The 14,741-nt window shown below is 60.2% G+C and carries 8 protein-coding genes; 4 read left to right on the forward strand and 4 right to left on the reverse strand.

The window, feature by feature from the left end; all coding sequences use genetic code 11:
- Positions 1-134: 134 nt before the first annotated feature.
- From ACOGI7_RS00085 to ACOGI7_RS00100, 4 genes are read right to left on the reverse strand one after another with little or no spacing between them, the layout of a single operon-like run.
- On the reverse strand, positions 135-3,056 hold the full coding sequence (locus tag ACOGI7_RS00085) for a DUF499 domain-containing protein (RefSeq protein WP_419849892.1): 2,922 nt from the start codon (positions 3,054-3,056) through the stop codon (positions 135-137).
- Positions 3,053-5,845: a DUF1156 domain-containing protein gene (locus ACOGI7_RS00090; RefSeq protein WP_419849893.1), complete on the reverse strand. Its 2,793-nt coding sequence runs from the start codon at positions 5,843-5,845 to the stop codon at positions 3,053-3,055. Before ACOGI7_RS00090 ends, ACOGI7_RS00085 begins: the two co-directional genes overlap by 4 nt.
- Positions 5,842-9,105, reverse strand: coding sequence for a helicase-related protein (locus tag ACOGI7_RS00095; protein ID WP_419849894.1), 3,264 nt, complete (start codon positions 9,103-9,105; stop codon positions 5,842-5,844). The genes ACOGI7_RS00090 and ACOGI7_RS00095 overlap by 4 nt, the downstream gene beginning before the upstream one ends.
- On the reverse strand, positions 9,095-9,274 hold the full coding sequence (locus tag ACOGI7_RS00100) for a hypothetical protein (protein ID WP_419849895.1): 180 nt from the start codon (positions 9,272-9,274) through the stop codon (positions 9,095-9,097). Before ACOGI7_RS00100 ends, ACOGI7_RS00095 begins: the two co-directional genes overlap by 11 nt.
- Before the next feature lie 747 nt (positions 9,275-10,021).
- Between ACOGI7_RS00100 and ACOGI7_RS00105 the strand changes: the two genes are divergently transcribed.
- The 4 genes from ACOGI7_RS00105 (at position 10,022) to ACOGI7_RS00120 (ending at position 14,730) form a co-directional block, all read left to right on the forward strand.
- On the forward strand, positions 10,022-10,615 hold the full coding sequence (locus tag ACOGI7_RS00105; protein ID WP_419849896.1) for an RNA polymerase sigma factor: 594 nt from the start codon (positions 10,022-10,024) through the stop codon (positions 10,613-10,615).
- A complete protein-coding gene (locus tag ACOGI7_RS00110) occupies positions 10,615-11,514 on the forward strand; it encodes a hypothetical protein (RefSeq protein WP_419849897.1) in 900 nt (299 codons plus the stop codon). Before ACOGI7_RS00105 ends, ACOGI7_RS00110 begins: the two co-directional genes overlap by 1 nt.
- Positions 11,511-13,271: an AAA family ATPase gene (locus tag ACOGI7_RS00115; protein ID WP_419849898.1), complete on the forward strand. Its 1,761-nt coding sequence runs from the start codon at positions 11,511-11,513 to the stop codon at positions 13,269-13,271. The genes ACOGI7_RS00110 and ACOGI7_RS00115 overlap by 4 nt, the downstream gene beginning before the upstream one ends.
- A 145-nt stretch (positions 13,272-13,416) precedes the next feature.
- The gene (locus tag ACOGI7_RS00120; RefSeq protein ID WP_419849899.1) at positions 13,417-14,730 is read left to right on the forward strand and encodes an SAVED domain-containing protein; all 1,314 of its coding nucleotides are present in this window, start codon (positions 13,417-13,419) and stop codon (positions 14,728-14,730) included.
- Positions 14,731-14,741: the final 11 nt, after the last annotated feature.

Here is a 14,741-nt window from a genome sequence, read left to right on the forward strand (position 1 = left end):
GTGTGTTTCCCCAGGTGAGTAGCTTGTGAGGAAGAGTGCAACATGCACAGTTCTTGCCGCTTCTAAGGTGGCTGGGGCCTCATGGATTGGATGGAAGACGACTAACTCCATCTGACCGGTCTTCGACGTGTTGGTCATTGGTCGGTGATGGTGGCGTTCATCTCCGATGTTTGAGCTTTTGCCTCGATGTTGTTTGCAGCCTCTGGTGACACAGTGGCTGACATAGATAGCTTTAGCCATGACAAATCGCCGTCTTGGATGCTGTTGCGGAGGGCGTCGAGCATCACCCTGATGGCGTCCCGGTTGCTTGCGTCAACCGCGAGCGTGGCCGAAATGGTCAACCTCTTCTCACCATCGGGACGGTGTTCTTCGTTTTCCTTGGTTCCTAGGCGGTCGTCCTCCGGGTCGCCAGTCGGCTTATCTTGCAGCCCATGGTCCTTGATACGGAGTCTCTGGATGTCGGAGGACAAGTTGATTTCGGATGCGTTGTAGGCCTCGCGGGGGTTGTTTTCGTTGTCGACGATTTCAATGTCGCCTGCTCGGAGGGCGTCCCAGATTGCGTTGCGGAGGTCGTCTTCGCCATTGGGCAACAGCGGGAGTCGGGGGACTCGCCAGAAGTCGTCGCGTAAGTGGGAAAGCGGCTTGCCGTAGTCGCGTTCGTCTAGGTTGTGGAGGAGGGCTTTGGCGGTGAACTCGCCGATGCCGAACGCTTTGTCGTTTGCCTCCAGCACCTTCCACACGTGCGGCCCATTGAGCGCAGTTTCGAGGTCGCCCTCGAAACGGTGGTCCGCCCAGGCCCGCCCGGCGTCACCGGTTTCGGCAAGCCATACCACGTGTTGGTAGCTGGCTCGGACCTGCTTGTCGGCGGCTTTGGAGGCGCGTTCGAGTTCTTCGTCGGCTTGTGCCTTCAGATCGGGGTCTTTCTTGACTGCGTCGCGGGACGCGACACGTGCGGCCGCGAGGTATTCTCCGACGGCGGTTAGGGCGTTACGGCGCCGGTGGGTGTTGACGACGGCGAACACGGCTGAGGAGGCCCAGTTGACGGCGAGCTTGCTGTCGCCAAGGCCCATGGCGGCTTCGATTGCTTGGCGGGTGTCGCGGTCGTCGCCATTCAGCAGGGAGAACACGCAAGGGTCGAGGATCACTAGCCGGTTCTTGCGGGCTTCGTCGAATGACGCGGCAGCGATTGTCTCGAGCGGAGTTGCGTCGTCGTCAGGCTGTTCGACGAAAAGCCTGGTCGAAAATGGCCCTGAGACGGCCAGTTGTTCGCTGCGGCGCCGGAGTTCGTTGGCTCGCTGGACATCGGTGACCGCGTTCTTGGCGTCCCGCAAGAACATGCCAAAAGTCTTCTTGGTCGACAGGTAGAGACGGGGTGGCTGCCCGCCCCTGCCCGGGATCTGCTCTAAAGACCCGAGGCCGATTTGGGGGTCCTTGAGCAACTCAAGGACTATTTCGGCGTCGCCGTATCCGTAGGACAGGTCCGGAATATGGCTTGCGGCTAGCACTTCCGGAACGGAGCCACCCTGGCCACCCTGCGGGCGGTCGCTGAGCGAGTAGAGCAGTGCTGCGGTCGCAGCCCTTTCGGCCGCGCGGGGGTTGGTTCTCCGTGCGGGGTCGCTACCGGCGTTCTGGTCGATGGCCCGGGCGTTGCCGTTGGCGTCGTCCTCGTCGACGATGTCGGTCGCGATTACCTGGCGGTAGTTCTGCACGGTGGTGGTGTCGACTATCAGGCCAGAGTCGAGGAGAGCTTCGCGCACGTCGGGGTCGGAAAGCACGAGGTCGCCGGGGCCGATGAGCAGAGGGGCCCACGCCCCGTCGTCTAGGCCGCCGGACTCTTCTTGGGCGACTTCGACGGACAGGCCTGCTGCGTCGGCGAGGCGGCGCAGGTGGGCGTACACGGTGGAGGCAAAAACGCGGATGGTGGAGCGGACGCGCTGGAAGCCAGCCACATGCGACCATTCCTGCTCGGCAAGGTGGATGAGCGCCGGGTGGAACGGGTAGCTGCGGTCAACCTGCGCGGCATAGTCGTCCGCGAACGGGCCTCTCAGGCGGCTGAAAACCTCCTTTTGCCAAACGTCGTCCTGCATCGTCTTGGCAAACGCCTCGGTCGTAGCGGCGATCGTCTCCGGTTTGGGAGCAGTCTTGAACAGGCGCCGCCTGATGATGCTAGCGAAATCATTGGGCGAGGTAACCGCGTCGGTGGCGACCTCCCCACGGGCAGATTCGGCCTCGAGTTCCACTCGGCATTGCGCGCCAAACGAAGAAAGCGCTATGGGGTCTTTCGCCGAATCGATCATCACTATCACTGCTACGCAGTGGGCCACCTCGTTGGTGTTTCTCATCATCTCTACGATGAATGCTTGGTCTTTGACGGCCTGCTCGATCGGCCCGGCAGAAGTGGAAGCTCGAACGTAGTGCATCACCTCGTCGAACAGGATCAGCACGGGCCGTCCGGCGGCGCGCAGTGCATCTGTGTAGCTGATGGTGTCCTTGTCGGCGACCCACCTGTCGTGGTCGCCCTCGTAGAGGCGGAACAAGAACTTCTCCCACAGCGTCTGGGCGCCGCCGAACATCTCCGGCTCGGGCCGGCTGGGGTCCATCTGGTCGCCAGGCAGGGCCACCACGACCGGATCGCCGAGAACGGGGTCCAAGGTGCCGCTGCCGGCCAGCTTCTGGGCCTCTCCGAAGATCTGCGCTCCGAGCTCGGTTCCGGCGAATCCAATAGGGTCGGTTCCCATGTGCCACAGAGCGACCAAGGCGTGAGATTTTCCGCCGCCCATGCCCTGGTCAAACCGCCACACCGGCTTTGCCGAAGCGGCTTGCCCGCCGCGGCCGCCAAGCTGCAATGCGATGTCGGCTGCGATACGGCGCAAGCTCGGCGACGGATGGGTGATCTCGCCGAAGTATTCGATCGAACGGTAAACCGGATGTTCGCCTGCGGAACCGTAGGCGACTCCCCGCAGGCTCATCTGGATGTCGCCTATCGTCCCCGAGGCCGCCACAACCTCGTCTCTGAGGCGGAGCTCGTTCCACCACGGTGTCAGTTTCGTACTCATTGGTGTGCTCCCTGCTCGAAGATCGAAGGCTGATGCCCCACCGCCTTCTCTTGCCGTTCCTCCGCGGCCCTGGTCGTCGCAGCGTTTGCGGCGGCATTCGCTATCTCCCTTTTGTGCCGCGTCTGCCACGTGTAGACCTCGCCGTCGGCGTCGGCTTCGGCTAGCTGGCGGGCCATCTCGCCGACAGCCGACCACAGGTACTCATCGTCGGCTCTGCCGGATGCGTCGAGGACTTCGGCGGCTGCCGTGCTGCTCTTGCCCGCTCGGGCCAGCGCGAACACCACGTCGATGATTGAAGTGTCTCGGTTGACGGTCGTGTCGATTTCGGAACCGTAGGCGAGCCGGACGCCGCTCTTGGCTTTGACCACGATGCCGTCAAGGTCGAGCTCGGTACCTGCCACCGCCTGGGCGGTGAGGCGCTGCCAGCGTTCCTGAGAAGCGTCGGAGACTTGGCGCCGGTGCTGGCGCACCCAGGAAAGGGCGAAGCGGGTGCGGACATCGAACGTACCTAGGGGTAACCCGTCAATTCGGATGTCAGCAGCGTCCTCTACAGCCTGTCGGGCAATCAGAAGGAACTTCTCGGGCGCCTCGGGTTCGGCCTTGCTGTTGAGTATCTGCCGATAGCGGCCAACAATCTCCATGGCTGGCCCATAGGCAGCCATCTGCTGGTCCGGCAGAGCGAGGCCGGCTTGCTCCCACAGGGGAATGCGCTGGGCCACCTCCTCGCGGATAGCCGTTGCGACGATGCTGCTCCGCCCGTGGGGGCGATCTTCGGGCGCGGCCCGACATGCGAGAGTCATGGTGGTGACAATGTTCGCTGAGCCAGCCCCGCCGCCCTTCTCCGTAAGGGCGGGCCAGGTACCCGTCAGGACGAGACCTGCGTCGGTGATGATCTGTAGCAGGCCGCGCCACACGTCAGGATCGTTATGGCCAAATACAATCGTCACTACGCCGCCGGGTGACGTGACGCGACGAGCCTCGATGAGGGATGCTGCGAGTTTCTCGTTGTAGAACTCAGGTGTCCTGTGGTCATGGGTCGCTGCGTGAGAGCCCTTGACGATGATTTCTTCTGTCTTCTCCTGTACTCCGGTGGGATGCGCCGTAATGGAAAATGCTGGCTCTGTATTGTGCAGGACTCGCTTTAGCCAGACGTAGAACAGGTCGGAAACATCGGTGTAGTCGATCATGGCGTTGTACGGCGGGTCTGTCACAACTGCGTCGATCGATTTTGCCCTCATAGGCAGCGCGAGAGCTGAGCCCCGCTCCACGCTGGCGGCAAGTCCTCTTGGTCGGTCGAGCTGTTTGCGAAGAGCGACCGGGAGGTCCCTCCCCACAGACCTCCAAGTTCCAGGGCCGAAACCGCACCCTGTCTCAAAATAGTCGTATGAGAAAGCAATGCTGGCTTCATGAAACAGGCTGTCGGTTTCGACACGATTGGAGTTCTGGTGATTTCGGGACCGGAGGGTGGCACCTCGCGTAGAACAACGCATTTTGCGTACAAACACCGCTGCTGCATAGCCGGTCAGCGCCGCTGTGTAATCGGCTGATAGGCCTGCTTCCATGATTTCTTGGCTAAGCCTAGAAATAACTCGTGCAAGTCGTATGAAGCCTAACGTCTGCCTGTCATTGCACAATTCCCCATAGGTCCGGTACCCGTACTTCGAGGGTCTGACTGTGTGATTGTTTCCTGCAGGGATTTCCTCGGATGGCACAGCTGGCAGGTCTAGCGAGAAGGCGGTTTCGTTGCCGAGCGCCAGAGAAGCAGACGACGCTGCACGGCGCTCGTCGTTGGTCGGTGTCCGGAATACCTTGCCGAAGTCCTCGTCGAGGTCTGCAGCAACGAGCATGTAATCTTCGGCAAGTCCCTCATTCATCAGTCTGGTATGAACTTCGATCAGGTGAGCAAAGTGGCACTTGGGGAATGGGCAGACGGCCGACTTGCCACGGCGCCCTCGACCGGTCACCAGCGTGGGCTGGGAAATCGGCGGGCCTTCATGGACGACGATGCCAAAGGTGCCTGAATCGGAATCTGCAGTTATGCGATACGACTGTCCCGGGTCGTTTTTCTTTGGGAGCGGATGACGGAGGACAAGGGAACCGGTGAGCGGGAACCGGTTGCTGCATTCTTGACAGGGCAAAGTAACGGCCCACAGATACCCCCACGGCCTCTTTCCATCGACAATGGGATAGAAGTCGCTCATCGACGATTCGTAGCGATCGCCAACGACCCTGATCACAGATTCCACGTCTTGCAGGAGTCGTGGGGAATTGCCGACATCAAGGTCAAGTTGATCGTCCGATGAGGCTGGTCCGGAGAATGGGAGGGGGGGTTCGTGATCCCAATCCTGTAACGGGTAATCGGCCAAGAGTCTTCCGGCGAGGGTCGCTACTGGCGAGTAGTCAATCCCAGTTGCCTGCACTCCGAGGCGGGCCGCTTCGAGGGGGATCATCGCCCGGCCGGAGAATGGGTCGAGAATCGTTGCCCCGCCGGGATAGTGCTTTTCTAGCTCTGCGACGAGGGCATCGTGGGCGGCGTCTCGGCCGCCAGGGTCGTCGTGGTCGGGAAAGGCAGAGCGCACCAGCGCTTGGAGGCGGCGCTGTTCGGCGGGGTGCTCGGGCCACGGCAGGAGGCTTGTGATCACCGCTGCTTTCGCTTGGACGAGCGGCCTTCTGGCGAACCACGTGAAGATACTTGCTTCGCTGGTCCCAGAGCCCCAGCCCTTCGTCGAATTAGCGGACACCTCTTCGCAGGGGAACCAGCGCTCGATCATACGCGGCACGGTGGTCACCCCGAATCTCCTTTGGCCTTTCTGAGGTCTGAACCGTTGATGCGCAGTTCAGCGATGTCTCGGGTAGCGTCAGCGAATTTGGCTGCCGGGTCGGGCCACGCATGGAAGAGTTGGCCTTTGCCGTCGGCGCAGTTGTCGACGACGTAGAGCCAGTAGTCCGAACCTAGTATCCCGGCTGTTGCCAGTTCCGCGCCGGTCACTTTGATCCCGGTCGTTGCTGCGGAGCCCTTGATACCTTTGACCTCCACGGCTCTGAATTTCGAGCCTCTCGTTGCCTTTAGGTCGTAGCCCAGCCTCTCGTTATGGACGTCGGCTACACGCCACCCGTCATCATTCAGCAGCGAGGTTACGTGGCGCATCGCGACGATCTCGGAGTCGGGGTCCTCGCCAGCGGCGTCTGGAGTAGCGGTCGCCGTTACATGTGCCCACCCGACCAGCTCGATTTTGCCCACTTCGAAGTCTGTTGACGCTTTGAGAGCTTCAATGCGTTCTTTGACGGCTATTTCAACGCTGCGTCGTGCGGCGGCGCTTTCTTCGGGGTCGTCCATGCCGTCCGTGACGTCGTTGGGGAGTTTCTGCAGTTGGATGCTTGCGTGGGTCAACCACGCTTCAAGCTCGGCGCGCCTCGCTGTCTCGTCCTTCTCGGCTTCATGGAGAGCTTGCGCCTCGGCATTGGTGAGGTCGCCGGGATGCTGGTTCTCCTTCGCTGCTGTCTCGGAGGCCTCAAGATTAGCGAGGGTTTCCCAGGGGACGGACCGGGTACCGGTGGCGTCGATCTTCACGAGGTAGGACCAGGTATTTTGGCGCCTCCAATTTAGAGGCTGCGTGGATGTCCGCCCTTGGTTGACCGTTAGTGCGAAGCAAAACAGCCGATAGTCCGTGATGGCGTTGGGGTCGTTGAGCGACCCACCTTGGTAAAGCGCGGGTTGCAGTTTCTCGCTGGCTTGGGCCACGAGGTCGCGGAATGCCTTGTCATTGGGTCCGAGTGTGATGGCCTGCTCGGCCGAAGTCGCTCCCTGCCGGACGGCGTCCCGTTTGGCGCCTCCACTGGTTGCGACAAGGGCCCTCCCCGCTTTGCCGACGGGCTGGGCAAGTTCATTAGGTCCTATGTGGAACAGGCCGCGATCGGCCGCAGCAGGAAGCGTGAGGCGGATCAGCCCAGCGTCATTGAGCCGGTTCAAGTAGCGCTCCACGACATCCGGGTTGATCCCGTTGAGCCGCTGTTGGTTGGCGCTGGCAATGGCACTGCCGATGTCGACCATTGTCTCGAGAGATTGCTCCTCTTTGCGGATGGTTTCGTGTTGCTGGCGGAAGCGCTCTCTGGTCATGGCCTGGATCGCAGAGTGGACCGCCTCGCTGTCAGCCCCGGGTTGGTAGAGGGATGACAGCAGCTCTTCGAGCCTGTCGACACCCGCAGAATGCGATAAGAGAAGCTCGCCCACTAGGGCAAGGCTGTCGAAGATCTTGCCGTCGAGTTCGTTGGCAGCCGCCACGAGGTTTTCGAGAAGGGTCGCGTGGGCGTCACCCTCGCGGGTATCTATGGCAATGAGGTTAAACAGGTCGACATCGTCGGTCTGCCCAACCCGATGTATGCGCCCGAGGCGCTGCTCCAAAGTCACCAGCGACCAGGGGACGTCCCAGTTGACTAGCACCCGGGCCGACTGGAGGTCGATTCCCTCGTTGCCGGCGTCGGTGGAGACGATCACTTGGAACGCGCCGGCTATGAACCGGGCGCGGATGTCTTCTCGCTCGGCATGCGTCTGCCTTCCCGAGTACATCTCGGTGCTGTACCCGTATTCTCGGAATCGCTCCAACAACCACTGGGCCGTGTCGGCGTACTCCGTGAACACGACCAGCTGCTCGTCGCCACCAGGGGTGACTTTGTGCGGCTCTAGGACCTCTCGCTTGAGGCGCGGCCACTTCGACACCGGGATCTCTGTCTTTGCCATCTCCCGGTCAATAAGCTCCACTAGCTCTGCGATCTCGCGGCGTTCTTGACGAGTGGAACGCGACTCGATATGTGCGATCCTGACCAGCTCACGCTCGTCTGCATCTTCCTCGCTGACCCCTTCAGTCTCGTCAGGATGTTCGGGAGTGCCCATCCTTGCGCTTCGGCGCCGTAGCGTCTCGCGCAACGCGTAAAGAGACGACGCGGCACGCTTGCCGTACACCATTCGGCCCAATCCGACGGCGTTGGCGGGGAAATAGTCGTCAACCAGGGCCTGGGCCTGGTCGTAGATGACCTTCTCCGGGAGGTTCAGCGGCACAGGGATGTTGTGCGCAGTCCTCTTCTTGAACAGAAGAGTGACGCCGTCGATGTCGACGAGCCCTTCCTTCATCCTGCGCAAGAAATGCACCGATCCGGGGCGAAGCCGCTGCAGACCTCCTCCGTCGCCAGGTTCCGAGGGTAGCGGGAACACCCTCGGGTCGGTGAGGTGCATCAGCGATCGGAATAGCCACTCAGACCCCCGATGAGGAGTCGCGGTCATCAACAGCGCACGAGGCGCTTTGGCGACTATCGTGAGCCCCACTTGGAAATACGTGGTCGCCGTGGGGGTCAGCCTGTGGGCTTCGTCTGCGACGACGAGGTCCCACCCGGCTACGTCGGGATCAATCGCCTCTCTCACCTGCGGGTTGGATGACGCGAGGTGAAGGGACACAATCCAGAATGGGTGTGGGCTGGACTCAAGTGCACGTTCGCGCACCGTGTCATTGGTGATGCGCCGCAACTCAACCCCGAAGAAACGGGAGAAGTCGTCCTGCCATTTCCCCACAAGGTGTGCTGGGCACACGACGAGCGCGCGGTTTACGATCCCGAGCCGGCTCGCCTCAGTGAGGTAGAGGCCGGCCATGATGGTCTTTCCGGTACCCGGCTCGTCGGCGAGTAAGAAGCGAAGCATCGGCTGTGGGAGCATCGCCCCATAGACCGCTTGGTGCTGGTGGAGGTACTGCATCAGCGGCGCTGATCCGAGGGCTGTCCCCGAATCGCTCTCCGCCTCCTGCATCATCCATTGGCTCCATAGGGCGGCAAGCGTGCGCTCTGGATCCGCAGCACCATCAGGCGACAACAGGACGATCTCGTCGGCTTCGGTTGCGGTCAACTCCACCCTGCGGTACTCGCCGCCATCGAGCACGATGAGGCTTACACCACCATCAGTGCGGGGTTTCGACATGTCGACGGTGACAACTGTGCTCTCACCCGGTAGGCGCACCCGGTCGCCATCATCGAAATTCACAAGCACCTCCATCTCATTCGTCACCCTCTTCGGTGTAGAACCCGACCGAGACACCGCCAAGAAGTTCTCTGTACGACCATGTTGCTGCCAGCCCCGCCAAACCACTGAGCCTGAGTCCAAGCTGATCCGCACCGCCATGGATCTTCTTTGCCATACCGGCCAGCTTGCCACCAGGGGGATATTGTTCTGTCACCAGAAGGGAATCATAGAAAAAGCCCGGTGTCGGGCTGTGAGTTCGTTAGCCCCTATGGGTGGGTTCAACCCTTCCTGAGTTCCCAGGCGCTTGTAGCGCAGGCGTCGCGGGACACTCCGCTTCTGCTGCTAGGGGTCGGTTAGCTAGTGGAGAGTTCAGGACGTAGGCGACAGGTGTCGTGCGTCATTGGGGACACGAAGCGGGCTGGCTATCTCCAATGGACAAGGTCTGGTATGTGGTCGGGGCCGATCTAATCGAGGCGTTGCCAGCGGCGCAGCTGGCTGTATCTCACGGGCTACAGCCCTTCAGGCCGGGTACCGTGATCGGCTGCTGGTGAGCCAAAAGTCAAGTGGGTCTTGTGTACCGAACCCGCCATCCCCGGTCGTCGCCCATAGCCGCTCACCCACAGGTCCAAACAACGCATAGCCGGCTTAGCATGGCCTTTCTCACATTCGCGTAGTTACACTGCTGTTCTCCTCACTCGCAGGGCCTTACACTCGCTATCGTTCACATCCGCAGTCAGGAATGGGCCACATGGATCAGTTGTTTGCTTTGGACCTCCTCACGTCATTGCCAGAGGGGAGGCACAGAGCTGCATACGGGCGCTCCAGGTCTGCCAAAAGACCTGCTCGGTCCAGGCAGGCACGGTGTGCGACTGGAGTTTCCTTAGATGTGCCCTTTGCACAAATGTCAGAAATTCGTGAATGAACCGGTTGTTTTTTCTTCAGGTTGTTCGACACTTCGGTGATGACGGTGCTTGACGAGCCACATCCTGACGAATGGGTGGACGGTGATGACTTAGGCGCGCAGCTTTCGTTGTTCAAGGAAGTAGGTGATGCATTGCGGGCAGGCGCGAGAAAGGGGATCAGGGAGGTAGTGAAGTCTGTGCCGAGCGAGCATGATGTCGAGGAGGTTGCCGTCCAGTCCTTCAGGGAGCTCTGGCGAAAGGATCAGTCCATCGTCAAATCTCCGGCAGGGTTGGCATTTCGGATTGCACACCGTCGGGGAATGGATCGAGGGGGCCGGCTAGTCCGGGAATGGCGAAGGGCCCGGGAGGCAGGTACAGAACTTCTGGACTCATCGCATCGAATGTCAGTTATCGACGAGGCCGAATACGCAGAGAGACTGGCGATAGTGCAGCGGTGCAAGGATCACCTCACTATCGAACAGCGGGAAGTGATCAGCGCAACAGTAGAGGGCACAGTCGACGGGACCATGCCCTTGAAGGAGTTTGCCGCCAAGCGGGGTACCACCTATGAGGCGTGTAGACGAATGTTGCAGCGTGGCATCGACGCATTGACCAAGTGCGTAAAGGCTGCGCTAGGAAACGCAGCAGTCTGATGGTGGACGAATCTCTTCGGGCTGTCTTGGAAGAGCTGATAGAGGAGCAGCTCCGCTATCTCAGAGGGACCGGTCCGGAACCTGACGTGGATGGCCTCGAGAATGAGGTGCTGAAGACGGTGTTGGATGCATTTCAGGTAGTCGAGGCTCTTGTAGACGCGGCACCCGGTACCCCGCATTTGGCGCATGACCCAGTTGCCATCCGCCTGGGACTGGTTGATTCTCCGAGCGGCCCTCCGGTGCAAGCCACAGCAGATGCAGGTGACCCGATCACAGCAGCTGTTTCAGAACTTGAGCGCCGATTCAGCATTGCGTGCTCCCCCGCTGCCACTGACGGGACGGAGTTCGTACGCCGGTTCGAGTGCCGCTCGATGGTCGAGAACGTACTAGTAGTAGCCGTACCAGAGGGGACAAGCAGAGCAGCGATTTCTGCACATGCTCGGAGCGCATTCGCGCTCGCAGATGATCTCTCAGCTGTTGCATATGCGACAGAGTTGGGAGACGGCTCGGTAGTGCTCACTTATGCAGAGAGTCACCGGATGCTTGATCCAGCTTCAGGGTGGATCGAGCAACCGAGCGAGTCCAGCGACGATCCACTGGGAATCGCTCTTGGTCGATATCTAGAGCAGTCTGACCCGCAGTGGAACGAGATCCAAGGGCTAGATGCTTCCGATGTGCTGGGTGGCATCGACGCAGATGTCGTGACGATTGTCCAGGAGACGAAGCGGACTTTAGGGTCGGCACGTCCCCGGTTGGAACACAAGAAAGATGCGCGGACATTTGTGCTCAGCTGTGAGAACAGCGTCTTCGTCGACTGGGCACGAAGAGTCCAGGGGGGGTCAGCGTCTGGTAGCGATGTGATCGAAGAAATCCGTTCACTGATCGAGACCAGGTCATGATACGGCTTGTCGATCTCAAGAACTGGCGTGCCTACGAGGACACGGCAATCGACCTCAGCTCGAAGGTCGTGTTCTTTGTCGCACCCAATGGCGTGGGGAAGTCTTCACTGATGGAAGCCGTACGATGGTGTCTGCTCAACGTGCCCTTGCCTAGACAAGCCAAATCGGCAGTTCGACTTGGCGCGAGTTCAGCAAGAGTCAAAGTTGAAATTGCACTCGCCGACGCTGGGCAATCACTGCTAGTCGAGCGTTCTCTCACGCCCGCAGGCAAAGTCACATTCTCCGCATCCCTTGACGGCGAAGCAATCCAAGAAAGCCAATACATGAGGATATTGGCAGACCAATGGAAGGCCGACCTCGGGCTAATCGACCGGCTCATGTTCACTGACCCAAAGCTCCCCTTATCAAAGTCAGCAATTCCGGTACGCGACCACCTCGCTGCGATTCTTGGAGTCAAGCCACTTCTGGACGCAGTTGAGCATCTCCAAGCCGCACGCAAAAAGGTCACGGATCGAGTTGCTGAACACCGACGCAGGGTTGGAGATGCCGAAACTGCTGTGGTTTCGAACCAGGCCACAGCATCCTCCACAACCGCTGGACTGAACACAGTCATCGATCAACAACAAGAGCTCGCAGGCGAAATCAAGCGAGCCGAGGCCGGAGCAAGGCTGGCCCGCCAATGGGAGATATTCCGCGAGGGGACCGCGGCACACAACGCCGCCGCCGCCGAGATCCTGGCCGAACTAGGAGAGGTGATCGCAATAGACGATTCGGCCCCAGAAGAGACCCTCTCGGCAGCCCACGAAGAAGCGACCGCACAATTGGCCGAGGCCCGACAAGCCAAGACGAAAAGCGAGATCAGCCGCGCCAGATCCGCCAGAGCGTCAGATCTACTTGCAGAACCGTCGACAACGTGTCCGACATGTCTTCGGCCATTGAGTGAGCACGAACGCCGTAGCGCCCTCGCACATCACCACGGCTCGATTGAAGGCGCTGACGGCGACGAAAGACACGCCGCAGAAGCTGAAAGCACAGCACAAGACCGGCTCAACATACTGGGATCATTCATGTCGAGGCTCTCCGCTTTGCATGCGCCGTCGCCACCCGCTGAACCCGATCCGGGGCCGGAGGCAGAAGCTCTCTTGACTTCGCTCCGCGACCAAGAACGGGCCCTAACGGAGGCGGGAGGCCGACTCAGGGGACTCCTGGCTGCAGAAACAAACCGAGCCAATTCCGACACGAGACTGGCACAGTCGCGTGCCGCTCTCCAAGCAACAGCACGCGAAGAGCAGCTCTTGTCTACAACGATCGAAGCCTTCAACAATCTGGCAGACAAGACGCTGCGCGATCGTATAGACCCCCTCATTGAAGAGCTGGCAGGTCGATGGAAGCTCCTCTTCGGTACGGATGGTCTAACCCTTGAACCCTCCGGGGAACTCACCGTCAACTCGGCGGGTGGAACCCTCAGAATCTCCGATCTCAGCGGAGGCGAACGGGCGACAGCAGTTTTGGTAGCCCGCCTACTAGTGACAGCGTCAATCACTCAGATACCGACAGTGTGGTTCGACGAGCCGCTGGAGCACCTTGACCCGCGTCGTCGCTCAGCAGTCGCCCGCACACTTGTGCGTGCTGGACAGACGGCCACCATCGAACAGCTAATCGTCACAACCTACGAAGACAGGCTTGCTCGCCAACTCGCTGCCGCCGACCCTGACAACGTCAGGGTCGTGCACTCAGACATCCGAAAGCACGACTAATCCAAGAAATCCTTGCGAAGGGGGTTGTATTCGACGGACCGCCTTCGACATATCACAAAGGGCATCGCCAGCGTTCTTTCCGCCTGCGGTGCCAGCCGGCAGACCACGGGGAAGCTGACACCCCTCAAATGAAGGAAGGACCCAAATGATGTCGGGCGATCTTGATGCTGACCTAGTAGACCCGCGTGGGCCTGTATTCATTTCCTACCGCCATAGCGACGGAAAGGAATTTGCGGAGAACCTGGCATGGGGGCTTCGCGCCGCTGGCGTTCCAGTCTGGCACGATCAGACTGATTTGCCGCCCGGAGACACGGAGAATCGACTCACAGAGGCGCTCTCGTCCGGAATCTCCGGAGCAGTTCTGCTGGTCACCCCTGAAGTAACGAATTCCACGGTCATCCGCGAAGTTGAATTGCCTCGGCTGCTTGAACTTGAAGAAAATCCAGCGTTCACCCTTGCGGTCGGATCAACTATCGAACATCCATCTGGTGCCGGCACGCTTGACTATTCCGCACCCGATCAATTGCTAGGCCGGGAGCGGGGAACTCTTCAGCGTCTGCATCAGGCACGTGTCGCCAACAATGAAGAGAGCGCTGCCTTAGCAAATTCGATGTGTCGTCGGCGAATGGAAGCTCTCCGCCCCGACATCGAAAGAGCTTCAGGGCTCTTGAAGTTTGACGTTCAGACCCGAGTTCCCCCATACGCCATGACCACAGACGGCGACCTCGTGCTGCGTCTCCGGCCTCCGATTGAAGGCGAGCGGCGCCCGCACATCGGCGGACTCCACGATCTGCATCGATTCCTGGGCCATTTGCCTCAACTGATCACCATTGCAGGGGCCAGTGCCGTTCAAGTGTGCGGCGGTGCCCACCTGTCTGTGGCATGCGCCATCGGGTCTGCGTTGCCGACCACACTAATGGGGAGGGTAGATGCCATAGACAGCAAAAGGGGCACTTGGACGCTAACCGGCCAGGCCCCTACACCGACGACCGAGAGGCTGTGCGTACATGTCAAGCCCCCGACATATATCTCCGGGAGCGGGCCAGTGCTCATTTACGTCGACCTCCTGCCGCAGCGAAGCGACACCGCTTTCGAGGCATTTTCCAACTGTAGGAGTGATTTCGCGGGGATTGCCCATTTGCGTTATAGCCACGAGGATCTGCTTATCCCCGAACAGGCCGCGGCAATCGTAGGTGAACTTTCTTCCGAAATTAGGACCCTGGCCAACGCCCACAACACAACCGAAATTCATCTGCTACTTCGGTGTCCATATCCGATCGCCCTCTTACTGGGGCGCACGCTGAACACCCTCACTGTGCACCTCTATGAATGGGAGGACAGCCCAACAGACTGTCCAAACTCAATTCCCCGGTACATCCCAAGCGTCATACTGCGCCCCGGAGCCGGAGGCTCACCCATCTACTCGGTCACAGCCCCACCATTGGTGGGCCTAACTTGAAGGGAAAACCG

Origin of the sequence: Candidatus Poriferisocius sp., from assembly GCF_965204145.1 — a bacterium.
GTDB lineage: Bacteria > Actinomycetota > Acidimicrobiia > Acidimicrobiales > Bin134 > Poriferisocius.

Excerpts from the sequence above, each read along its gene's own strand:
- ACOGI7_RS00085 (WP_419849892.1), bottom strand. The coding sequence starts at position 3,056 with ATGAGTACGAAACTGACACCGTGGTGGAACGAGCTCCGCCTCAGAGAC.
- ACOGI7_RS00105 (WP_419849896.1), top strand. The coding sequence starts at position 10,022 with ATGACGGTGCTTGACGAGCCACATCCTGACGAATGGGTGGACGGTGAT.
- ACOGI7_RS00115 (WP_419849898.1), top strand. The coding sequence starts at position 11,511 with ATGATACGGCTTGTCGATCTCAAGAACTGGCGTGCCTACGAGGACACG.
- ACOGI7_RS00110 (WP_419849897.1), top strand. The coding sequence starts at position 10,615 with ATGGTGGACGAATCTCTTCGGGCTGTCTTGGAAGAGCTGATAGAGGAG.
- ACOGI7_RS00120 (WP_419849899.1), top strand. The coding sequence starts at position 13,417 with ATGATGTCGGGCGATCTTGATGCTGACCTAGTAGACCCGCGTGGGCCT.